The 23806-nt window shown below is 65.1% G+C and carries 16 protein-coding genes; 11 read left to right on the top strand and 5 right to left on the bottom strand.

From position 1 onward, the window contains the following. The first annotated feature begins 169 nt into the window (after window positions 1-169). Window positions 170-877 carry a TetR/AcrR family transcriptional regulator gene (locus ACQE2J_RS13345; protein ID WP_135538088.1) on the top strand — a complete coding sequence of 236 codons (708 nt, stop codon included), beginning with the start codon at window positions 170-172 and terminating at the stop codon, window positions 875-877. Next, the gene (locus ACQE2J_RS13340; protein WP_426936464.1) at window positions 874-2667 is read left to right on the top strand and encodes an MDR family MFS transporter; all 1794 of its coding nucleotides are present in this window, start codon (window positions 874-876) and stop codon (window positions 2665-2667) included. The genes ACQE2J_RS13345 and ACQE2J_RS13340 overlap by 4 nt, the downstream gene beginning before the upstream one ends. Window positions 2668-2878: 211 nt before the next feature. Here ACQE2J_RS13340 and ACQE2J_RS13335 read toward each other — a convergent pair whose 3' ends face one another. After that, window positions 2879-3292, bottom strand: coding sequence for a hypothetical protein (locus tag ACQE2J_RS13335; protein WP_240689604.1), 414 nt, complete (start codon window positions 3290-3292; stop codon window positions 2879-2881). Continuing rightward, entirely contained in the window at window positions 3289-4869 is a 1581-nt protein-coding gene (locus tag ACQE2J_RS13330) for an acyl-CoA carboxylase subunit beta (protein WP_135538092.1), read from the bottom strand. Before ACQE2J_RS13330 ends, ACQE2J_RS13335 begins: the two co-directional genes overlap by 4 nt. A 67-nt stretch (window positions 4870-4936) precedes the next feature. Here ACQE2J_RS13330 and ACQE2J_RS13325 point away from each other — a divergent pair, with 67 nt between their 5' ends. Continuing rightward, window positions 4937-5809 (top strand): biotin--[acetyl-CoA-carboxylase] ligase, encoded by an 873-nt coding sequence (locus tag ACQE2J_RS13325; RefSeq protein WP_135538094.1) that lies wholly within the window; start codon window positions 4937-4939, stop codon window positions 5807-5809. Further along, on the top strand, window positions 5809-7560 hold the full coding sequence (locus ACQE2J_RS13320; RefSeq protein WP_240689605.1) for an adenylate/guanylate cyclase domain-containing protein: 1752 nt from the start codon (window positions 5809-5811) through the stop codon (window positions 7558-7560). Before ACQE2J_RS13325 ends, ACQE2J_RS13320 begins: the two co-directional genes overlap by 1 nt. A 23-nt stretch (window positions 7561-7583) precedes the next feature. On the opposite strand, the gene ACQE2J_RS13315 is transcribed toward ACQE2J_RS13320, so the two are convergent. The 3 genes from ACQE2J_RS13315 to ACQE2J_RS13305 all read right to left on the bottom strand — a co-directional run bounded on the left by ACQE2J_RS13315 (window position 7584) and on the right by ACQE2J_RS13305 (window position 14024). Then, the gene (locus ACQE2J_RS13315) at window positions 7584-10376 is read right to left on the bottom strand and encodes a DNA gyrase/topoisomerase IV subunit A (protein ID WP_426936463.1); all 2793 of its coding nucleotides are present in this window, start codon (window positions 10374-10376) and stop codon (window positions 7584-7586) included. A 148-nt stretch (window positions 10377-10524) separates the two neighbouring features. After that, the gene (locus tag ACQE2J_RS13310) at window positions 10525-11079 is read right to left on the bottom strand and encodes a TetR/AcrR family transcriptional regulator (RefSeq protein ID WP_135538098.1); all 555 of its coding nucleotides are present in this window, start codon (window positions 11077-11079) and stop codon (window positions 10525-10527) included. A 272-nt stretch (window positions 11080-11351) separates the two neighbouring features. Continuing rightward, window positions 11352-14024: a GNAT family N-acetyltransferase gene (locus tag ACQE2J_RS13305; RefSeq protein ID WP_426936462.1), complete on the bottom strand. Its 2673-nt coding sequence runs from the start codon at window positions 14022-14024 to the stop codon at window positions 11352-11354. 98 nt (window positions 14025-14122) lie between these two features. Between ACQE2J_RS13305 and ACQE2J_RS13300 the strand changes: the two genes are divergently transcribed. From ACQE2J_RS13300 to ACQE2J_RS13270, 7 genes are all read left to right on the top strand, one after another. Continuing rightward, window positions 14123-14710 carry a DUF5998 family protein gene (locus tag ACQE2J_RS13300; RefSeq protein WP_135538102.1) on the top strand — a complete coding sequence of 196 codons (588 nt, stop codon included), beginning with the start codon at window positions 14123-14125 and terminating at the stop codon, window positions 14708-14710. Beyond that, window positions 14710-15888, top strand: coding sequence for an alkaline phosphatase family protein (locus ACQE2J_RS13295; protein WP_426936461.1), 1179 nt, complete (start codon window positions 14710-14712; stop codon window positions 15886-15888). Before ACQE2J_RS13300 ends, ACQE2J_RS13295 begins: the two co-directional genes overlap by 1 nt. A 14-nt stretch (window positions 15889-15902) precedes the next feature. Next, a complete protein-coding gene (locus ACQE2J_RS13290) occupies window positions 15903-17105 on the top strand; it encodes a 5-(carboxyamino)imidazole ribonucleotide synthase (protein WP_426936460.1) in 1203 nt (400 codons plus the stop codon). Between the two features lie 104 nt (window positions 17106-17209). Continuing rightward, complete coding sequence (gene purE / locus ACQE2J_RS13285; RefSeq protein WP_426936459.1) at window positions 17210-17734, top strand: 5-(carboxyamino)imidazole ribonucleotide mutase; 525 nt, start codon at window positions 17210-17212, stop codon at window positions 17732-17734. A gap of 37 nt (window positions 17735-17771) precedes the next feature. Next, window positions 17772-18920: an acyl-CoA dehydrogenase family protein gene (locus ACQE2J_RS13280; protein WP_135538110.1), complete on the top strand. Its 1149-nt coding sequence runs from the start codon at window positions 17772-17774 to the stop codon at window positions 18918-18920. A 304-nt stretch (window positions 18921-19224) separates the two neighbouring features. After that, entirely contained in the window at window positions 19225-20745 is a 1521-nt protein-coding gene (locus ACQE2J_RS13275) for an LCP family protein (RefSeq protein WP_135538112.1), read from the top strand. Between the two features lie 262 nt (window positions 20746-21007). Continuing rightward, window positions 21008-23800, top strand: a complete 2793-nt coding sequence (locus ACQE2J_RS13270) for an NlpC/P60 family protein (protein WP_425119475.1) — start codon at window positions 21008-21010, stop codon at window positions 23798-23800. The last annotated feature ends 6 nt before the right edge of the window (window positions 23801-23806 follow it).

Genomic DNA, 23806 nt, shown 5'->3' with positions numbered 1-23806 from the left:
CCCGTCCCCGAGGCTCAACTCGATGACCGAATGGCCCGACCGGATTCAGCGGCGTCCCCGTTCGTCGACGGCGCACTGAATCCGGTTCGCTGCGGGAGCGATAGGAATGTGCCTCAGAACACGGTAGTTGCACTTGAGGCAAAAATGCACTGAGTGCAATACTGGGACCATGAGTTTCAGTTCCGACAAAGAGGAAGCGGCACCGTCCGAAGGGCTGCGTGAACGCAAGAAGCGCGAACGCGGCCAGGCCCTGCGCCGTGCCGCGATCGATCTGGCCCTGGAAAAGGGCTATCACAACGTCACCGTCGAAGACATCTGCGAACGCTGCGGAGTCTCCCGGCGCACCTTCTTCAACTACTACTCGTCGAAGGAAGAGGCCCTGCTCGGTCGCGCCGACACCGTGTTCGACGAAGAGGACCAACCGGCGATCGAGGAATTCGAAGCCGGCGGACCCCACGGCCGTCTCGTCGCCGATCTCGAACACCTGCTGTCCTTCATCGTCGCCACTCGGATGAGCAAACGCGAAGAGATGCACCAGTACCATCTCATGTTCAAACAGGACCCCTCGCTGCTGCAGCTGCAGATGGCGCGGATGGGCAACAACGAACGTCTCTTCCGACGGATCATCCAACGTCGCCTCGACGGCCGGCCCGGCACCGCCTCGGCGTCGGAATCCACAGGCACCGACGCGATCTTCTCCTGTTCGGAGACCGAGGACCAGGACGTCTCGGTGAGAGCCGAAGCCGTCGCCGCCCTGGCGATGATGGCGCTCAAGGCGACCTTCACGCGGATGCGCCGACTCGAAGGGGATCCGGGCCCGGTGGTCGACCGGCTCTTCGATGAACTGCGTGAGATCTTCAAGGAGGACGAAGAATGAGCACGAACGTGCAGCCGGCCGAGAAGTCCCCGATCGTCCTCACGAAGAAGACGATCGTCCTCATCTTCGCAGCCCTCATGGCTGCGATGTTCCTGGCCACCCTCGACCAGACGATCGTGTCCACAGCGATGCCGACCATCGTCGGCGAACTCGACGGTGTCGAACATCAGGCCTGGCTGGTCACCATCTATCTGCTCGCGATGACCATCGTCATGCCGCTCTACGGCAAGTTCGGCGACATGTGGGGACGCAAGATCATCTTCCTTGTCGCCATCGCGATCTTCGTCGTCGGCTCCTTCGGCTCCGGCATGTCCCAGTCCTTCTGGGAGCTCATCGCCTGGCGCGGATTCCAGGGCCTGGGCGGCGGCGGACTGATGATCCTCTCCCAGGCGATCATCGCCGACATCATCCCCGCCAGCGAACGTGGAAAGTACATGGGCCCGCTCGGCGGCCTGTTCGCGCTCTCCAGCGTCCTCGGGCCGGTGCTCGGCGGATTCTTCACTCAGCACTTGGACTGGCGCTGGTGCTTCTGGATCAATGTGCCCATCGGCATCATCGCCTTCCTCATCGCACTCTTCGCTCTGCGCCTGCCCAGCCACCGCTCCGACCAGAAGGTCGACGTCCTCGGCATCGTGTTCATGATCGCCGCGACCTCGCAGCTCATCCTCGTCACCAGCTGGGGCGGCCACGACTATGACTGGGACTCACCGACGATCATCGGCCTCATCATCGGCACCATCGTGGCCGCGGTGATCTTCGTCATCGTCGAATCCAAGGTGTCGAACCCGATCATCCCGATCCGGCTGTTCAAGAACCCGACCTTCGTGCTCTCCACGACGATCGGTCTGCTGCTGGGCCTGGGGATGTTCTCCGCGATGGCGTTCCTGCCCACGTTCATGCAGATGGCTGCGGGCACCGATGTCACCGGGTCCGGGCTGCTCATGCTGCCGATGATGGCCGGCGTCATGCTCACCTCGATCGTCTCGGGCATCATCGTGTCGAAGACGGGCAAGTACAAGATCTACCCGCTGCTGGGCACCCTCATCGCCGGGGCCGGGCTCGCGTGGATGACGACGATGACCGCGGACACTTCGATGGTCCTCGTCGGCACGATGATCTTCACCATGGGCTTCGGACTCGGCTTGGTCATGCAGATCATCGTCCTCATCATCCAGAACTCCGTCGCCCCGGCGATGGTCGGCACGGCCACCTCGACGAACAACTACTTCCGGGAGATCGGTGCGTCGGTCGGCACGGCACTGTTCGGATCGATCTTCACCTCCCGACTCTCGGACAAGATCGCCGAGGCGATGGCAGGCCTGCCGGCGGATGCGGCCAATGCCGCGGCGGGCGCTCCCACGACGGATTCGCTGACGCCCGAGTCGGTGGCGAGCCTGCCCGGTCCGATCCACGACCTCGTCGTCAACGCCTATGCCGATGCGCTGGCGCCGTCGTTCTGGTACATGGTTCCGGTCTTCCTCCTCGCCTTCGTCCTCGCCTGGTTCCTCCCGCAGCTCAAACTCTCCGATGTCGCCGGGATGGTCGCTCGCGGTGAGGCCGTCTACGGAGAGGACATGGGCGGAGCCGCACGTGGGGACTCCGAGCCGCAGGGCCAGCAGCGACTGAGCACGATCTCGGTCGAGGAGCAGTCCCGTCCCGCACCCGGGGCCGAGACCGGCACGATCCGGGTAGCACCCGACACCGGTGCGCTGGGGACTGAGCCCAGCACGACCCGGGTGGCACCTGAGACCGGCGCGGATCCGGCTAAGGAACAGTACCGCCTGCGATAGTCGCGGAGTGTCGGCCCTGGCCGACCGGCGGCACCGAAAGGACCGCTGCGCGTCGAGCGGACCAGTTGCAACCGGTCCGCTCGACGCGCAGCGGTCCTTTCGGCGAGGCTCGTTCCGAGATGCGGTGCCGGCGGAGACACTGAGGGCACCGACAGTCGATCTGTCGGCGCCCTCAGCGAGCTCCTGCGGCGAGTCGTGTTCTGCCGAGAGGTCAGCGTCCCAGTTTCTGGGTCCAGGTCTGGGGGAGACGTCTGCGCACATTCCGGCGGGGAGCCCGGAAGCCTGCCAGGTCGCCCTTGCGGGTCTCGGATTCGGCTGCGGCTTCGGCCTGCTGCGCGGCGTAGGCGGTCGCCACCTGGCGGATTGCGACGACGGCGGCTACGGCCGCGGCGCTGGCCATCTCATCGCTGATCGGCTCTCCGTCATCGGCATGCACCCGTGATCGACTCTCGACCGAGGGCACCCGCAGCGTCTCCGGAGACTCCGCCACCGCCTCGGCGGTGTGGTCCGCTTCGATGGAGGTGGTCACTCCAGCTGCGGGGTCCGCTTCGGTTGAAGTGCTCGCCCCGGCGGTGTGGTCCGCTTCGGGCACGGCTGCGGAATCGGTGTGTGCATCCTCGCTCATAGTGGGATGTTACCGTGCTTGCGCGCGGGGGCGTCGACATGCTTGTTCTTCAGCGCCCGCAGGGAGCGCACGATCCGGTTGCGGGTTTCGCTGGGTTTGATGACGGCGTCGATGTACCCCTCTTCGGCGGCGAGGTACGGGTTGAGCAGCGCATCCTCGTAGTCCTGGATGAGTTCAGCGCGTGCGGCCTCGACGTCCTCACCGGCCTCTTCGACGGCCTTGAGCTTGCGTCGGTAGACGATGTTCGCCGCACCCTGGGCGCCCATCACGGCGATCTGCGCGCTCGGCCAGGCGAGGTTGATGTCGGCACCGAGCTGTTTCGAACCCATCACGCAGTAGGCACCGCCGTAGGCCTTGCGGGTGATGAGCGTGACGAGCGGGACCGTGGCCTCACCGTAGGCGTAGATGAGCTTCGCGCCCCGACGGATGATGCCGCCGTACTCCTGGTCGGTTCCGGGCAGGAACCCGGGCACATCGACGAAGGTGAGGATCGGGATGTTGAAAGCGTCGGCCAGGCGCACGAAGCGAGCGGCCTTCTCCGAAGCGTCGATGTCGAGGGTTCCGGCCAGCTGCATCGGCTGGTTGGCGATGACGGCGACACTGACCCCTTCGACTCGGCCGAAGCCGGTGACGACGTTGGGAGCGAAGAGTTCGGAGACCTGCAGGAACTCGCCGTCGTCGAGGACAGCGGTGACGACGTCGAGGATGTCGTAGGGCTGCGACGGAGAATCCGGCATCAGCGTATCCAGCGCCTCGTCTTCGGCCGTGAGCGTGAGATCGGATTCGAACTCGTCGGCATCGGCCGGATCGAGGTTGTTCTGCGGCAGGAAGGAGAGCAGATCGCGCACATAGTTGAGTGCGTCGTCCTCATCGCTGGCGAGGTAGTGGGCATTGCCCGAGACCGTGTTGTTCGTCCGGCCGCCGCCGAGCTCTTCGTGGCCGACCGACTCACCGGTGACGGTCTTGATGACGTCGGGGCCGGTGATGTACATGTGGCTGATCTGATCGACCATGATCGTCACGTCGGTGAGCGCGGGGGAGTAGACCGCACCGCCGGCCGAGGGCCCCATGATCAGCGAGATCTGCGGGATGACGCCGGAGGAGGCGACGTTGAGGCGGAAGATCTCGGCGAAGAGGGCGATCGAGCCGACGCCTTCCTGGATCCGGGCGCCGCCGGAGTCGTTGATGCCGATGATCGGGCAGCCGAGCTTGAGCGCAAGCTTCTGCACCTTGACGATCTTGCGTCCGTTCGCTTCGGCGAGCGACCCGCCGAGGACCGTGAAGTCGTGAGCGAAGACCGCGACGGTCTTGCCTTCGATCGTGCCCAGGCCGCAGACCACACCGTCACCGTCGGGACGATTGTTCTCCATCCCGAACTGGTGGTTGTGGTGGCGGGCGAATTCGTCGATCTCCTGGAAGGAATCGTCATCGAGGAGAGCGTCGATGCGTTCACGGGCGGTCTGCTTGCCGCGCTTGTGCTGATTGTCCACCGAGCGCTGGTTGCCGGTGTGAGCCGCGTCCCGGCGCTGGATGAAAGCGTCGATGCGTTCGGCTGTAGTCCGTGGGGTATCCGTCATGCCTCCACAATAACGATGGAAGAGGCGATCATTGTGCACTCTCACCAAAAGAATCTAGAGTGGACTGGTGAACAGCCAACACCTTCCTCTTCTCGTCGACGCCGACTCCGTGCTCCGCGCAGCGGCGGACCGTGGGTTCTCGCTTCCGCCTCTGATCTGGGACGATGACTGTCCGTCGACGAATGACGACCTCGCTCGGCTGGTTCGCGAGAACGCAGCGAACGGCACCCCCTTGGCCGAGTTCACCATCCGCGGCACCGATTTCCAGAACTCCGGGCATGGTCGACTCGGGCGCACCTGGACTGTGCCTGCCCGTCGCTCGCTGACTTGGTCGATCCTCCTCACGCCCCCGGCCGGATTCACCCGCTGGGGCTGGATTGCGCTCATCGCAGGAGAGGCCGTGCGCTCTGCCGTCGCCGAGGTGGGGGTGCCCGCCGTCATCAAATGGCCCAATGATGTGCTCACCGCCGAAGGGAAGAAGCTGTGCGGGATCCTCGCCCGCATCGAACCCCTGGCCAGCGGTCCGCAGATCGTGCTGGGGATCGGGCTGAACACGCGATTGGAACCGGCAGACCTGCCGCGTGCCGATGCGAGCTCGATCGCCATAGAAACCGGCAGACACGGTTCAGAAATTGATCATGAAGCGTTGCTAGTCTCAATTCTGAGCACCTTGATTCCCTGTTTGAGAGAGCTGGCTGAGTATGGCGAGACGGATTTCCGTTCCAGCACTGCGGCGCAGAGAGTACGTGAGCACATGGTGACGCTCGGGACGCGAGTCCGAGTGGAGAAACCCGACGGCTCGGACCTCATCGGCATCGCCACCGGCCTCGACTCCGACGCTGACCTCATCATCGACGACCGCGTGTCCGTCAGCGCCGGCGACGTCCACCACCTGCGTCCCGTCGCACCGCCGACGGCTCCGACCGAAGGCGAGCGGTGATGGCGGTCTCCGATTTCACGGCCGGCTTCGACATCGTCGACCCCGAAAAGCTCGGCACCGCAGAAGTCGGGGCCGCCGACAGCCGGGACGAAGTCTCACAGTCGCAGAACACCGGAGGGCAGGCGGAGGACCGCGCAGCGAGCCCTTCCGACATGGAAGCTGATGTCGACGAGGCGGCAGCGGGCGCGAGCGACTCGACCAGTGCAGAGCCCCGTGCCGCCGAGTCCGGAGAGTCCGACCCCGATGTGCCGGTGGACGAAGCCCCTGCGTCGTCGACCGAGAGTGGGAACCGATCCGGCACCCGCGCCGAGGCCGATTCCGCCACCGATTCCGCCAGCGATTCCGCCAGCGAGGCGGGAGCCCCGTTCGAACCGAACTCGATTCCCGTCATCACCGAAGACCGACCGCCGACTCACTCGGCCGACGACTCGGGGCCGCAGGGCAGTGCAGCAGCCGCCTCGGTGCCGGGGATCGAATACGGCGATGACGATCTGGTCCGCGGAATCGAGACCACCGACGCAAGCGACTCCGCAGGCCGGGGCGCAGGCGAGACGAACACGCGGGCCGACGACGAGGAGGACTTCTTCAGCGGACTGCGGGAGGACCCGCGGACCTCGGCGATGCCGACCGTCGAGGACGACGACGGGAGCGCATCGGTCAACGTCGATGCCGACGCTCCGGACTTCGATGACACGATCTATGAGACGCGGACGGCGGCTGAACGCCTCGAAGAGATCCTGCTCGACGGCAAACGCGTCCTCGACCGGCGTGAGGCCGCGAAGCTCGGCGGGATCTCGACGGTATCGGCACGCAAGATGTGGCGCGCGCTGGGCATGTCTCAGGCGAACGAATCGGACAAGGCCTACACCGTCAGTGATGCTCATGCGCTGCGGATCTGGGCGAAGCCCGTCGCCGACGGCCTCATCGACCAGACCACTGCGCTGTCGCTGGCGCGTGCGATCGGACAGACCACGGACCGTCTCGTCGTCTGGCAGATGGAGACGCTCGTCGAGTTCCTCACCGAGGAGAAGGGACTGACCGATCCGGAAGCCCGACGTGATGCCCTGCAGGTCGTCGAGGACATGATCGACCCTCTGCAGAAGATGCTCACCTATTCATGGCGACGCAACCTCGCCGATGTCATGGGGCGACTCAACGTCAACGTCTCCGACGGGCTGGCCATGGACAACCGTCAGGGCTGGTACGACTCATCGATGCCCTTGGCCAGGGCCGTCGGATTCATCGACCTCGTCTCCTTCACCCGTCTCTCGCAGAAGATGGAACCGCGGCAGCTGGCGAACATGGTCCAGGAGTTCCAGGGCATGGCCTACAACATCGTCGCCACCGGCGGCGGCCGCGTCATCAAGACCGTCGGGGATGAGGTGTTCTTCGCCGCCTCGACGCCGCTGGCCGGAGCCGAGATCGCGATGACGCTCATGGAACGGGTCACCGCGGCCGAAGACCTGCCGCAGGCGCGGGTCGGGTTCGTCTGGGGACGTGTGCTCTCCCGCCTCGGCGACATCTTCGGTTCCAGCGTCAACCTCGCGGCACGGCTGACGGCCGTCGCCGATCCCGGCACGATCTTCACCGACGAAGAGACGGCGCGGGTGCTCTCGGCCTCCGACGACTATGTCTACGAACCGCGTGATTCGATCTCGCTCCACGGTCTCGGGGAGACCTCGATCGGTGAGATGAAGCGCGGCACCGCGACGCGGATGCGCCTCGATCTCGACGACGAGGGAGAGGGCTGAGCGCCCCGAGATGTTCGACGGACTCAGAACAGTGCTGAGCCGTCATCGTCCTCATCGTCGTGGGAGACGATGACGGCGTCCTCGTCATCGAACTTCGCCCGGGCGATCTCGTCCTTCGCATCATCGAGATCGAGTTCGAGCCCATCGAAACTCGTCGCCAATCCCTGCTGACCACGCTGTCCCCTGCCCGCAGGCTTCTTGCCCCCGGACTTCTTGCCTGCGGGCTTCGCCTTCCCGGCGCGCGGGGCAGAACCGGAACTCGCCTCGGCGGTCGATTCTGCAGTATCGGTCGTCGCCTGGCCACCGGTCTCGGCGTCCTCCGCCGCGTCTGCTGCGGAATGGTCGATGCTCTCGGCCCCACCGAGGCGGGGCAGAGTGCCGATGACGTCGATCTTCGACTCCAACGGGGATCCCGTGCCGTCACGCCGCGACAGTTCCGCGGGCAACGTGCGAGCACCGCCGGCCGAGGCTGCGGCCTGCGGCGAATCCCCGACCCATGCCAGAGACAGCTCGGTCTCTCCCTTGAGGAACTTGTGCGCCCGCACACCCGAGGTGGCCCGGCCCTTCGTCGGGAACTCGGAGAACTCACTGACCTTGATCGATGAGGACGGGGCGCCGTAGAAGTTCTCCCCGCTGGCGATGGTGACGACGGCGAAGCTGCCGAGTTCGGCGTCCGCAGCTCCGTCTTCATCGGTCTTCGCGGCCTTCGGCGTCATCCCGAAGAACACCACCCGGGCGTCGGCTGCGACCTTGATCCCGGCCACGCCCGAAGCATTCCATCCCTGCGCCCGCAGCCCGGAGGCGTCGAAGGCGAGCAGCTGAGCATTCGAGGTCACGAACACGGCCAGAGAATCATCGATGTCCTCCGGCTGGGCGACGCCGACGACGGTGTCCTTGCCTTTGAGAGTGATCGTCTCCCACTCGTTCTTGTTCGGTCGTCCGGCCACCGACACGCGCTTGACCACGCCCTGGGCGGTGCCGACGACGAACTCGCGATCGAGGTCGATGAGCCCGAGGATCTTCTCGTTCTTCTCCAGGGCCGCATACTCGGCGATCTTCACACCACCGGCGACATTCGGTCGCGCGGCGGCCGGAGGCAGTGCCGGAAGGTCGACGACATCGACCATATGCAGGCGTCCGGCCGTGGTCACCGCACCGACCTTGCCCTGGGTTGTGGTCACGATCTCCGAGGTCAGCGCATCATGGCTCGAGCGTCGGCCCTCTCGCGCCAGGGGTGCGGCATCCGAGGTGCGCGCGATGCGTCCGGAAGTCGACAGCAGCACCCGGCAGGGGGAATCGGCGATCTTGAGGTTCGTCGGCGCCTTCCTGCCCTTGGCGGTGAGCTCCTTCATCGACCCCTCGATGAGGACGGTCCGCCGCGGCGTCCCGATGATCTCAGCGGTCGCTTCGAGCTCGGTGGCGACGAGTTCGCGCAGCTTGGCCTCATCGGCCAGCAGCGACTCGAGGTAGTCGATGCGCTTCTTCAGCTCGTCCCGCTCGGCTTCGAGCTCGAGGCGGGAGAACTTCGTGAGCCGGCGCAGCTGCAGGTCGAGGATGTAGGTCGCCTGCAGCTCGGAGAGCTCGAAGACGTCCATGAGCCGGGTGCGTGCCGTGGCCGCATCATCGGAGGAGCGGATGAGCTGGATGACCTCGTCGATGTCGAGGATCGCGATGAGCAGACCCTCAACGAGGTGGAGCCGGTCCTTGGCCTTGCGCAGCTGGAAGACCGTGCGCCGACGGACGACGTCGATGCGGTGGCTGAGGTAGACCGTGAGCAGCTCCCGCAGCCCCAGCGTCGAGGGCTGGCCTTCGACGAGGCAGACGTTGTTGATGCCGAAGGACTCCTCGAGCGGAGTCTGCCGGTAGAGCTCGGCCAGCACCGCCTCGGGGTTGAAGCCGTTCTTGATCCCGATGACCAGACGCATGCCGTTCTTGCGATCGGAATAGTCATCGATCGAAGCGATTCCCGTCAGCTTCTTCGCACCGACGGCATCCTTGACCTTCGAGACCACCTTCTCCGGGCCGACGAGGTAGGGCAGTTCGGTGACGACGATGCCCTTGCGGCGGGCGCTGATGTTCTCGATCGAGACGGTGGCGCGGGTCCGGAAGGTGCCGCGTCCCGTCTCGTAGGCCTCACGCACACCGTCGAGGCCGATGATCCGACCTCCGGTGGGCAGGTCGGGTCCGGGGATGAAGCGCATGAGCTCGGCCAGACCGGCCTCTGGGTTGCGGATGAGGTGCGCACAGGCGGCGATGACCTCTCCGGGGTTGTGCGGGGCCATGTTCGTGGCCATGCCCACGGCGATGCCCGAAGCCCCGTTGATGAGCAGGTTCGGGAAGGCGCTCGGCAGCACTTCGGGCTGGGTGAGCGTGTTGTCGTAGTTCGGAACGAAGTCGACGACGTCCTCGTCGAGACCGGCGATCATCTGCATCGACGCTGTGGTCAGGCGGGCCTCGGTGTAGCGGGGTGCGGCGGGACCGTCGTCGAGGGAGCCGAAGTTGCCGTGCCCGTCGACCAGCGGCACCCGCATGATGAAGCTCTGGCTCAGACGCACCAGTGCGTCATAGATCGCCGAATCGCCGTGGGGGTGGAGCTTGCCCATGACATCGCCGACGATGCGGGAGGACTTCACATGACCGCGCTCCGGGCGCAGCCCCATATCGCCCATCTGGTAGACGATGCGACGCTGCACGGGTTTGAGGCCGTCACGAGCATCAGGCAGTGCGCGTGAGTAGATGACCGAATACGCATACTCGAGGTACGAGCTCTCCATCTCTGAGGAGACGTCGACATCGATGACTCTGCCTTCGGGCATGGAACTCCTTTGACACACGAACTGTTCGATTCGGACGCCTGCCCGCTCCGAAGCCGTGCCTCAGCGTGGGCGTGCACCTGTCGATTCTAGCGTTCGATTTGCGTTCTCCGGTTCAATCGGGAGTTCCCGGAGGTTTCGTGTCGGAAGTTCAGGCTTCTTCGCGCGTTGAGCGAAGCCAGACGAAGAAGTCCTTGAGGTAGGCTTCGACGTGGGAGCGTTCAGCGGTTCCGGCAACGAGTTCGCTGAGCATCATGCCCGCGACCGAGCTGTTGACGCGCCGCGCGTATTCGGCGTCGATGCCGGCGAAGCGCATGATGAAGTCCTGGATTGCGCGGAGGTTCTTCTCCTTGGCGATCACGGCCTCCGGCGGCAGCGCCGGATCGAGGCTGAGCATCATCATCGTGTAGAAGCGGTTGCGGTCGGTGGTCAGCCAGTTCATGCAGAAATCGATGGCGACCTCGATCGGATCGGCGTCCGGAGAGCGCATCAGCTCGGGAATGCGTTCGAGCTGCTGGGAGTTCAGTTCCCCGATGCGTTCCATGATTCCGGTGATCAGGGCGTCCCGGGTGCGGTAGACATTCGAGGTCGATCCGACCGGCAGCTCTGCCAATGCGTCGACTGCCCGGTGGGTGAGTCCGCGGACACCTTGTTCGGCGACTACGGCGATCGCGGAGTCGGTGACGACGTCTCTGCGCGAAATCATGACTGTGAGGTCTCGCTCTCGTGGGACACCCGCAGGTCGCCGGTGCCGTGGACGGTGGATGGTCAGGATGCTGACCACAGATGGTGGCCGCCGGAGCGGCCACTCATGGAAAACACGAATTCATAACTATTCGTGTCGAACGGATACAGACACTACCCGTCAAGTCTGCGAATTGGTATAGGACTCGCCAATCTGAGAGTCGGTTCCCGAAATTCGGAGCCGGTCTCGGGCCGGCGCAGATTCCGCGTTCAGTTTTCGCCGCCGTTTCGGGCTCAGCTGAGGAGCCGTCGAGTCCCGTCGATGCGGGTGGGATCCGGCAGCAGATCGACGTGGGCGCTGAGCACGTGGGACTCGGTTTCCGTGGCGACCACGGGGTGGATGACGAGCTCGAGGATCTGCGGGTGATTCTCCACCAGCACCGAGAGCCTCTCGATCACCGTGCGCAGAGGTTCGATGTTCATCGGCGGCAGGCCCCGGTAGCCGAACAGGCGTGGGGAGGACTTGATCGAGCGGATCATGTCCTCGGCCTCTTTGTCCGTGATCGGGGCGACCCGGTGCTCGACGTCTCCGAGGAGCTCCGTGGAGTCGCCGGCCAGAGAGAAGGCCAGCAACGGACCGAGCAGCGGGTCCTCTCCGGCTCGGATCACGCAGGGCACACCGTGTGGGGCCATCGCCTGCACGTCGACGAGCGGTTCGTCCTCATCGGTGAGCTGACGGATGGTGTCCTGGACGGCGGCGAAATCCTCGGCGAGCTCTTCCGGAGAGTCGATGTTCAACCGCACACCGCCGAGCTCCATCCGGTGCCGCAGCATCTTCGTCACCGCCTTGAGGGCAACGGGATAGCCGATGGTCTCCGCCGCGGCGAGCCCCTCTTCGACCGAGGACGCCGCAATATAGGGCAGCACCTCGATGCCGTAGGCGTTGAGCAGGGCGCGGGTGTCATCGCGTTCGAGCCGTACCGGAGCGCCCGGCTTGGCGCCGTCGAGCGCCGAGTCGATGATCGAACGCACCTTCTTGTCATCGATGTCATCGAGTTCGACGTACGTGCCGTGATCGGCGGCCCGCCAGCGGGCATAGTCCGTCGCCCGGGCCAGCGCCCACACCGCGTCCTCCGGACCGATGTAGCTGGGCACGGTGTGGGAGACGCGGTTGCCCTCGTCATCGGTGAGGAAAGTGGTGAGTTCGTCGTGGACGCCCTGGATGCCGAGGAAGCACGCGACCGTGGTCTTGCCCGACCTCGCAGCCGATTCGGACAGCAGCGCGGCGATCTCCGCTTCCTCGGCCCCCGCCGACGGGGTGAACGTGACGATGACCGAATCGACGTCGTCGCGGTCGTACATCGCATCGAGTTCTGCGCGGAAGGTCTGCGTATCGACCTCCGGGTGCAGGGAGACCGGGTCCGTGTCGACGCGCAGACCCTCGGATCGGGCCCGTTGCATGATCAGCGTGCCCATCGCCGCGGAGTTGCCGATCACACCGACCCGGCGGCCGGCGGGCAGCTTCTGCGAGGAGAAGACCTGAGCGAGGTCGAAGAGGCGGTGGACGGTGTCGGCGCGGATCACGCCCGCCTGTTCGAGCACCTGATCGAGCGTGTTCGGGGCCAGGGAGGAGGTGCGCACGATATGCCCGGGCGGCAGCTCTCGCCCAGTGAGGTCGGACTTGATGACGATGACCGGTTTGACGCGCGAGACCCGGCGGGCGATGCGCGAGAACTTGCGCGGATTGCCGATCGATTCGAGATAGAGGCCGACGGTCTGCGTGGCCGGGTCCTCCTCCCAGTACTGGAGCAGGTCGTTGCCCGACAGGTCGGCCCGGTTGCCTGCGGACACGAAGGTGGAGATGCCCAGGCCGCGGTTCTTCGCCGCCGCCAGCAGCGCGGTGCCCAAGGCCCCCGACTGGCTGAACAGTCCGAGTGTGCCCGAAGCGGGCAGGAACGGTGCGAGCGAGGCATTGAGGGAGATGTCTTCGGCCTCATTGACCAGGCCGAAGGAGTTCGGCCCGACCACCCGCATGCCGTAGGCGCGCGAGGTCGCGACCATCCGCCGCTGCAGCTCGGCGCCCTCGGGGCCGGTTTCGGCGAAGCCGGAGGAGATGACGAGCACGGCCTTGACCCCGTGCACGGCACAGTCCTTGACCACCTCGGTGACGGAATCGGCCGGAACGGCGATGACGGCGAGGTCGGCCTTGCCGGGCAGATTCTCCAGGCTCGGGTAGGCCTGGACTCCGGCGATCTGATCGGCCTCGGGATGGACGACCCAGAGGTCGCCGGCGAATTTTGCGGCCGTGATGTTGCGGATGAGCAGATGACCGGTGGAGTTGCGCTTCCGGCTGGCGCCGATGACCACCACCGAGGTGGGGTGGAGGACCGTGCGCACGCTCAGGGCCTCGGCCCTGTGTTCGCGGGAGGCCTGGACCTCGATCGAACGCGCCGTCGGGTCGATGTCGAAGTTCACGGCCACGACGCCGTCGTCGAAGCCGCGGGAGACCTCGTAGCCGGCGGCCTGGAAGACCTGAAGCATCGAGCGGTTCTGAGGCAGCACCTCGGCGGTGAACCTCTGGATCCCCGCCTCACGGGCGGCCGCGGCGAGGTGCTCGAGGAGGATCGAGCCGATGCCGCGTCCCTGGTGGGCGTCGGCGATGTTGAAGGCCACCTCGGCGTCGGTGTCGGAGATCTTGTCGAACCGGCCCACGCCGATGATGTCATCGCCGATGAGCATGATCAGGGCGACACGGTCGTGGTGGTCGACGTTGACGAACCGGTCGAGGTCGCGCTGCGGCAGCCGCGGCAGCGGGGCGAAGAAGCGCAGATACACGGACTCCGGCGACTGGGCCTCATGCATCCGGGCCAGGGCATCGGCATCAGCGGGAGTGATCGGGCGCAGATGGGCGGTGCCGCCGTCGCGGAGGACGACATCGGCTTCCCACCCGGCAGGATAGTTTTCCATGTTCCCAGCATATGCGTCTGCTCACGTTTGTGGCCGACCGTCCTCGCAAGTGTCGGGGGCGCTGGGAAGTGTCAGGGGAGTGGGGCACAATAGTGGGCATGGCATTACCCGAGGTTCTCGTTCACGATCTGCAGTCGGCCGGCTACTATCCGCAGCTGACCCAAGGCATACTCGCCGACTCCCTCTTCGACGAACCGGTACTGGCCCACTTCGTCCACATCGACACTCATGTCGACATCGAATCCATCCACCGCCACGTCACCGCTTTCGTCCTCACCGAGACCCGGCTGCTGCTGGCCCACGTCGATGACGATCCGAACGCCGAACCAGGATCCAAACCGCGGGCGGTCACGAGCAGCGAGGACATCGACCTCGACCGGCTCGGAACCGTGATGGTCGGCCGCACCTTCGCCGATCCGGCCGCCTACAAACCCGGCGACAAACCCGTCGAGGTCTCCCTCACCCTGTCCTGGGGAGCGTCGAAGCGGATCGAAGCCTTCCCCGAGACCTGCGGGGATCCCGACTGCATGGGCGACCACGGCTACGGCGGATCGATGTTCGCCGAGGATGTCATGCTCCGAGTCTCCGCCCAAGCCGAGGGCCAGGCCGCCGTCGACCGGATCACCGAATTCGCCGGCAAGCTGCGCGCCGCGGTCTTCCACGCCCGGCTGCGGTCACGCCGCTGATGGGCGACGCAGCCGCGCAGACACCCGCAGGCAACGATCTCTTGGGCCCACCGGACTATTCGGGGCCCATCCTCTCCGACATCGTGCCCGCCGCCGCGCTCAGCCTCGGCGCCGGGGACATCTTCGACGCCGAGGCGCGTGAGCGGGCTCGGGCCCTCGGGCTCGACCGGGACTCACGGACCACGATCGTCGTGCTCATCGACGGCCTCGGTGAGCAGCAGCTGCGTCGCTTCGGCGGATACACTCCGTTCTTCCGGTCGCAGGCAGAGGCCCGCCGGACTCTGTCGGCCGGGTTCCCCTCGACCACCGCGAACTCCCTGTCCTCCTTGGCCACAGGTCGGCTGCCCGGTGCCCACGGGGTCGTCGGCTATCGCGTCCTCGACCCGGAGAAGGACGCGGTATTCAACCAGCTGACCTGGAACCTCGACGTCGATCCAGTCGCCTGGGTCCCTGATGCCACCCTGTTCGAACGACTCACCGACGTCGGCGTCGATGTGGTCAGCCTCGGTGAGAAGAAGTTCGCCGGACGCGGCCTCAACCGCGCATCTCTGCGCGGCGGCCGGTTCCGGGATTCGAAGACACTGGAGGAACGCTGCGCGCAGGCCCTCGCCGAAGCGAAGGCTCCGGGCCGGCGCCTCGTCTACCTCTATTGGGGAAACCTGGATAAGACCGGTCACGTCCACGGTTCGGATTCGGCGGCCTGGACCGAAGAGCTCGAACGCGTCGACCTCGCCCTGTCCCGGCTCGCCGCGGACCTGCCCCACGATGCGACGATGCTCGTGACCGCCGACCACGGCATGGTCGACATCGATCATGACCGACGCCTCGACCTCGCCTCGGCTCCCGAACTCAAGTCCGGGCTGCGCCACGTCGGAGGTGAACCGCGAGCTCTGCATCTCTATGCCGAGCCCGGCGCCGAGGCCGACGTCGAATCCGCGTGGTCTGAGACGCTCGGCGACCGGGCGCTGGTCATCCCGAAGTCCCGGGCCATCGCCCGCGGATACTTCGGTCCCGTCTCCGCACACGTGAACCCGCGGATCGGGGACTTCGTCGTCATCTGCTCCGACGGATTCGCCGTCGTCGATTCGGACGTGGAGTCCGCCTCGGCGCTGGCGCTCATCGGCCATCACGGCTCGACGACGGAACGCGAACTCCAGATCCCGCTCCTCGTCCTCTGAGATCGACAGTTAGGATGACAGACGTGACTTTTCCTCGAATCGGTGTCATCGGCGGCGGCCAGCTGGCACGCATGCTCGCCCCCGCCGCAGAAGCCCTCGGTGTCCGCTTCTCCGTCCTCGCGGAGACCGCCGATGCCCCCGCCACCCAGGTCATCAATGAGGTGACCGTCGGCGACTACACGGACTATCCGACGCTCAGGGCCTTCGCCGAGACCGTCGATGTCGTGACCTTCGATCACGAGCACGTCCCGCCCGAGCACCTCGAAGCCCTCGTCGCGGCAGGCCATGCCGTGCGCCCAGGACCGCAGGCGCTCATCTTCGCGCAGGACAAGATCCGAATGCGCACGAAGATGGACGAGCTGGGACTGCCGAACCCGGCCTGGGCAGACATCACCTCGGAGGCCGACATCGCGGCCTTCGCCGATCGCGTCGGCTATCCTTTCGTCCTCAAGACGCCGCGCGGCGGCTACGACGGCAAAGGCGTCCGCGTCATCGAGAGCTTCACGGAAGCCTCCGAGTGGCTCGCCGAAGTCGGGCAGCTGCTGGCCGAAGAGAAGGTCGACTTCGCCCGTGAGCTCGCCGTCATGGTCGGACGCTCCCCGATGGGCCAGACCGCAGTGTGGCCGGTCGTCGAGACCTGGCAGCAGAACGGCGTCTGCAAAGAGGCCCTCGCCCCGGCACCCGACCTGTCGGCAGAGAAGGCCCGGGCCATCACCGAGGCGATCCTCACCGTCGCCGGAACCCTCGAGGTCACCGGAGTGATGGCGATGGAGATGTTCGAGACCGCCGATGGATTCCTCATCAACGAGTTCGCGATGCGCCCCCACAACACCGGGCACTGGACCCAGGACGGGTCGGTGACCAGCCAGTTCGAGCAGCATCTGCGTGCCGTCCTCGATCTGCCGTTGGGCAGCCCCGCGGCCAGAGAAGACGTGTCTGCGATGGTCAACATCCTCGGTGCCGAGCACGAGGACCTCTACCAGCCGTACCTGCACGTCATGGCCCACGATCCGGCGGTCAAGGTCCACCTCTACGGCAAGAGCGTGCGTCCAGGCCGCAAGGTCGGCCACGTCAACGCCTACGGTGACGACCGCGAGCTCGTGCTCGCTCGGGCCCGCCATGCCGCTGACTTCATCGCCGGGGTCGATGTCGACCCGCACCCGCGGATGCCCACCCCGGAGAATCTCCTGGCCGACCGGGAGTCGAGCACGGGCTGAAACCCAACCGGCTGTCACCGAACTGGTGCCGAACCACATCGGCAACCGCCGATCCGGACGGCAGCGAACGAGATCCCGCACCGCCTGCGACGAAGGAAGCACAGATGACCACAGCACACGACTCCACAGCAACAGCGGCTCCGGTCGGAATCGTCATGGGCTCGGATTCGGACTGGCCGACGATGAAGGCCGCTGCCGAGGCACTCGACGGACTCGGCATCGCCTCGAGTGCCGAGGTCGTCTCCGCCCACCGCATGCCCGAAGACATGGTGGCTTGGGCGAAGTCCGCGGCCGACCGAGGCGTGCGTGTCATCATCGCCGGAGCCGGGGGAGCGGCCCACCTGCCGGGCATGATCGCATCGATGACCTCTCTGCCGGTCATCGGCGTTCCCGTGCCGCTGAAATACCTCGACGGAATGGACTCCCTGCTGTCGATCGTGCAGATGCCCGGGGGAGTGCCCGTGGCGACCGTGTCGATCGGCGGAGCGAAGAATGCGGGTCTGCTCGCCGCACGCATCCTCGGCGCGGGAGACGGCGACGAAGCCACCGCTGTGCGGCAGCGTTTGGACGGCTACCGAGACGAACTGCGGCAGGTCGCTCTCGACAAGGGCCGGGCTCTGCAGGGATAATGGTGTTACTGAACGTCCGATAAACACTAGGAGAAGAATGTTCGACCTCTACCAGCCCAGCGAAGAGCATGAAGAGATCCGTGCGGCCGTACGCGATATCGTCGAGAAGAGGATCACGCCGTTCGCGGCGGAGGTCGATGCGGATTCCCGCTACCCGCGAGAAGCTCATGAGGCGCTGGTCGAGACCGACTTCTTCGCCGCCCACATTCCCGAAGAATACGGCGGAATGGGTGCCGACGCGCTGGCCGTGGCGATCATCATCGAAGAGGTGGCCCGAGGCTGCGCCTCGTCTTCGCTCATCCCGGCCGTGAACAAGCTCGGCAGCATGCCCGTCCAGCTCGGCGGCAGCGAAGAGATCAAGAAGAAGTACTTCCCCTCGGTCGCCTCCGGCGAGGCCGGCTTCTCCTACGGCCTGTCCGAGCGGGAGGCGGGCTCGGACACCGCATCGATGAAGACTCGCGCCGTCGCCGACGGTGACGACTGGATCCTCAACGGAGTGAAGACCTGGATCACGAACGCCGGGGAATCCGACTACTACACGGTCATGGCCGTGACCGACCCCGACGGCGCCCGCGGTCGCAACATCTCGGCCTTCGTCGTCGAGAAATCGGATGAGGGCTTCACCTTCGGCGAGAAGGAACGCAAGCTCGGCATCAAGGGTTCGCCCACTCGCGAACTGCTCTTCGACAACGTCCGGCTGCCGGGGGACCGGATCGTCGGACAGCCCGGAGAGGGCCTGAAGATTGCGCTGCGCACCCTCGACCACACCCGTGTGACGATCGCCGCTCAGGCTGTCGGCATCGCCCAGGGCGCGCTCGACTACGCGCTGTCCTACGTCAAGGAACGTCAGCAGTTCGGCAAGTCCATCGCCGATAACCAGGCCATCCAATTCATGCTCGCCGATATGGGCATGAAACTCGAAGCCGCCCGTCAGCTGACCTACACCGCGGCCGCCAAGAGCGAACGCGGCGATGACGACCTCACCTACTTCGGGGCGGCGGCGAAGGCCTACGCCTCGGATGCGGCCATGGAGATCACCACGGACGCCGTGCAGCTGCTCGGCGGCGCCGGCTACGTCGTCGACCACCCGGTCGAGCGGATGATGCGCGATGCGAAGATCACCCAGATCTACGAGGGCACGAACCAGATCCAGCGGATGGTGATGGGACGCCAGCTCCTGCGCTGAGCCTTCAGCCCGCGTGCGAACCCCGGCGAGGGTGCTGCGACTCGACGAAGATGGTCGGGACGCAGCACCCTCGCCGTCGTCTGTGAAGAATCGCACAGCAGCGCAATCCGACATGCACGGCGCGGATTTGCCGGAATCCACGGCCCGCAGGCGACACAATGGATGAACACAGTGGACTCTGAAGAACGTTTGGCACAGTTGTCTTCGCCGCACGTCCGGTCAGAGACCGTGTCGCTCGTCGTCGAGGCGCGTGCGACTGTGTGCCGGAAGCCGTGAAGACCGCCGAGGAGACGAAGGGAAGGCAGTGGCCGAAACGAGATACGTGGACCCGATCCGCTACCCTTCGTACGCCTCGCAGTCCACACGGGATGTGCGGGCCTGGCTGCTGCTCCTCGTCACCGTCGTCGTCCCCGGCGGCGTCCAGCTGCTATTCGGACATCGTCGGTGGGCGAAGATCTCCCTGTCGATCACCGCGATCAGCTGGGCTCTGGCCATCCTCGCCGGAGTCACCGTCCTCATCAACCGGACGTTCCTGTTCACCATCGGCACGAACCCCTTCATCCTCACCTTCCTCACGATCTGGGTTCCGGTCATCGCGATCAACTGGGCCGTGTGCCTGTTCGACTCCTTGCGCCGGATCCGACTCGTCACGATCTCGCAGAGGGCCCGCAAACGCTTCGTCGCGGCGTTCTGTGCTCTCCTCCTCATCGTCGTCGGCCCGCTGGCCTGGGGGACGTCGATGCTGAACTCTCAGCGCGGTCTCATGAGCGACCTCTTCGCCTCCGGCAAGGCCCTCAAACCCGTCGACGGCCGCTACAACATCCTGCTTCTGGGATCCGACGCCGGCAAGGGGCGCACGGGCATCCGTCCGGATTCTCTGTCGTTGGCCTCGATCGACGCGAAGACGGGCAAGACCGTGATCATCGGGCTGCCGCGCAATATGGAGAACGTGCCATTCACGGAGGATTCGCCGCTGCACAAGAAGTACCCGCAGGGGTACAACTGCGGCTCGGAGTGCCTGCTCAACGCCGTATTCCAGCAGGGCGAGCAGCACAAAGACGAATTCGACGACCCGGAGCAGGCCGGCGAGCAGGCAACGATGGACGCCGTATCCGCGATCACCGGGCTTGAGGTCCAGTACTACGCGATGATCAACCTCAAGGGATTCGAGCACCTCATCGACTCCCTCGGCGGAATCACTCTGGTCTCGGGCAAGCGGGTGCCGATCTCTTCGAAGGTCGACCGGAAGACGGGCCAGCACGGCCCGGTCAAAGGGTGGATCGAGCCGGGCAAGCAGAAGCTCGACGGATTCCACGCACTGTGGTTCGCCCGCTCCCGAGAGTTCTCCAGCGACTACGAGCGGATGATCCGGCAGCGCTGCGTGCAGACGGCCATGGTCAAGCAGCTCGATCCGGCTACGGTGCTCACTCGCTACCAGGCGATCGCCAAGGCCACTCCGGGGGCTGTGGCCACGAACATTCCGTCCTCCCAGGTGGACTCCTTCGTCGACTTGGCTCTCAAGGTGAAGTCGCAGAAGATTGAGTCCCTCGACCTCACTCCGCCGCGCGTGACACCGTCGAATCCGGACTTCGATGTGGCACGACAGCTCGTAGCCGATAGGATCGAGGAGGCGTCGAAGTCCTCGAAGGAGGACAAGGACGCATTCTCGGCTTCCGGAAGCGATCTGTCAGCTGCCGCCGGAGTCGATGCGGGACTCGATCCGAACCCCGGTTCCGGGCCGCAGCTGCTGGCACAGAGTGCCGGCGACAACTCTGCTGACAACGGCGATGAAGCCGACGCAAAGGCGATCTGCTACGTGCCGTGAGGCACCGGAAGCGGCTCGGGCGGCCGAACAATGACCGAAAACGTCCGGCCGACGACGATTCCGGGAAAAACTTTTGCTCGGTGTGTCCCTTGCCAATACTGGGAACCACACTCGTGTAATTAGAATATTCCGCTCTGTGGCTAGTCTGACACGCCGAAAATGTGTAACAATTTTGAGATGTTGGGGTTGCCCGCCGTACTGCCAACGGTGCAGGGGACCTCGAGGCCTGAACTTCCCTGTCTTCCTCGAAAAGGCTGTAACGATGAAATATCTATTGCCCACTGTCGCGGGCTGCGCTTCTGTCGCACTCGTCGGCACCTTAGCGGTCACGGCATCGACGGCCTCTGCGGCCACGACGTCGCCTGACGTGTCCAAAGAGGCGCTGAACGTCAGCGAAGAGGGACTCAACGTCCCCGGTGCCCGTGATTCCAGCGATTCCACCGCCACTGCCGCCAACCAGAGCGCCACGAGCAATCTGCCGAACATCTTCAAGTCGCAGACCGCTTTGGCCGGGACCAAGGTGCCGGAGTTCGTCAACGCATCCGCCTCGGCAGACACCGGGTCGGCCGTCAACGCCTCCGCTGCGACCGGGACGGTCAACACCACATCCGCCGGACTCGCCTCTGAATCCGACGAGACCGTGCCGTCCGAGGGTTCCTCCCCGTCCGAGACGGAGCAGACCCCTGCCAAGAAGTCCGAAGACTCCGAGGACGAGGGCGGGCAGGACTCCGCCGAGGAGTCGGAGGCCAAGGACGACGAAGACATCTCCGGCTCGGTCCGGCAGAAGACCGAAGACGGCGTGAACATCGCACTCATCTCTGATGTCCTCGATGTTCCGACGAAGAACCCGAGCCTCGTCGGGTTCACCTTCTCCGAGTCGAAGTCGAACATCCGCATTCAGATCCGCATCAAGCACGGATCCGAGTGGGGCAGCTGGGACACTCTCGACGAAGAGGAGCAGGACGAAGCCGAGAACAAGGGTTCGGAGCCGATGACGGTGACGGACGCCTCCGGAGTGCAGATGCGCATCCTCGGTGATTCCGCACCGAGTGACGCCGAGCTCGTCCTCGTCGATCCGAAGCGCGACTCCGGTGACGCACAGGCCGTCGCCGAGAACGCCCCCGTCGACCTCGAACAGCAGAACGCCGACGACGCGGAGACCTCCGATGCCGCGTCCGAGGAATCGACCGACGCCGAGGCGGCCGAGGCCGAGAACCTCAGCGACGTCTCCGGCGCGACCGTGGCCAACCAGAACTATGTGCCCGGTTCGTCGACGGTGTCCACCGTCGCGAAGAAGGTTGCGAAGCCGAAGATCGGTTCGCGCAGCTCCTGGGGTGCGAAAGCCTACCGGGGCAGCCCTGACTATGCCAGCGGGATCAAGCAGGCCGTGGTCCACCACACCTCCGGTTCGAACAGCTACTCAGCCGAGGACGTCCCGGGAATCATCCGCGGTATCCAGGCCTACCACCAGGACGGCCGTGGGTGGAGCGATATCGGCTACAACGTCGTCGCAGACAAGTACGGTCGCCTCTGGCACGCTCGCGGCGGTGACGTCTCGAAGGCCGTCATCGGCGCACACGTGGCCGGACACAACACCGGAACCTTCGGTATCTCCGTGCTGGGCACTTACAACAGCGCAGCTCCTCCGAAGAAGACCCGTGACGCCGTGGCTTCGGCCATCGCCTGGAAGTTCTCGCTCAACGGAATCTCCAAGGCGACGAAGTCGAACCTGGTCGGCCACCGTGACCTGGGCAGCACCGACTGCCCCGGTGATGCCTTCTACGCAAAGCTGGGCGAGGTCCGCTCAACGGTCAACTCGATCCTGAAGACCGGCGAACAGCCCAGCGACAAGAAGGACGACTCGAATAAGGACGATTCCAAGAAGGATGACTCCAAGAAGTCTGAGAAGCCGAAGACGAAGACTGCGATCGAGAAGTACGCCGAGAAGAACAAGCTCGGCAAGGCTGTCGGCAAGGAATACGCGGTCAAGGGCATCTCGGGTGCCAAGGCTCAGAAGTTCGAAAAGGGTGTCGTCTACTGGTCCAAGAAGACCGGCGCCTACCACCTGTCAGGAGCGATCGCCTCGTCGTACAAGGGCGACGCGGTCACCAACTTGGGGCTGCCCACCTCTGCGGAGAAGGGCGGCCTCAAGGACGGGGGTGTCGCACAGCGCTTCGAGAAGGGATCCTTCTACTGGTCGAAGGCCACCGGCGCCCACTACACCACCGGTGCGATCATGAAGTACTGGGGTGACAAGGGGACTGTCAAGGGCCACCTGGGCTACCCCAAGTCCGACGTGGTCTTCAAGGACGGTCGCGGCGAGCAGCTCTTCGAAGGTGCTCGACTGGTCTGGGCCGAAGGATACGGCACCACCGAATTCTCTCCCAAGGGTTCGATCGCCGGCGGAGTGACGGATGATAATGCTTCGGGCGACACGACACCGCCGGGAGACAAGTCCACCGATGGCGATTCGCCTGCAGACTCCGGGGAAGGTTCTGCAGACGACGAAGACTCGAAGGATGATGAGTCCAAGGACGATTCCACAAAGGATGACTCCAAGAAGGACGATTCGAAGAAGGACGACAAGTCCAAGGACGACTCCAAGAAGGACGACAAGTCCAAGGACGACTCCAAGAAGGACGATTCGAAGAAGAAGGACGACAAGAAGAAGGATAAGCCGACCAAGGCAGAGAAGATCGCGGCTCAGCGTGCGTCCGTGATCAAGGATGCCAAGGCCAACCTCGGTGTCAAGTACGTCTGGGGCGGCACCTCGCCGAAGTCCGGTTGGGACTGCTCGGGCTACACCCAGTACGTCTACGCCAAGAACGGCATCAAGCTGCCGCGCACGACCAGCCAGCAGCGCTCTGCGGGCAAGGAGATCCCCATCAAGGACGCGAAGGCAGGCGACCTGATCTGGATCCCCGGTCACATCGGAATCATCTCCGAGACCAAGGGGCAGATGTACGATGCGGGATCGACCCGGACGAACACCACGAAGCGCAGCTACAGCTGGATGCTCAACCGTGGAGCGAAGGTCATCCGCGTCATCGGCTGATCGACA

This window comes from Brevibacterium sp. LE-L (assembly GCF_050214925.1).
Lineage (GTDB): Bacteria > Actinomycetota > Actinomycetes > Actinomycetales > Brevibacteriaceae > Brevibacterium.
Note: the sequence above shows the minus strand (reverse complement) of the source record. Positions and strands in the feature narration are given on the sequence as shown.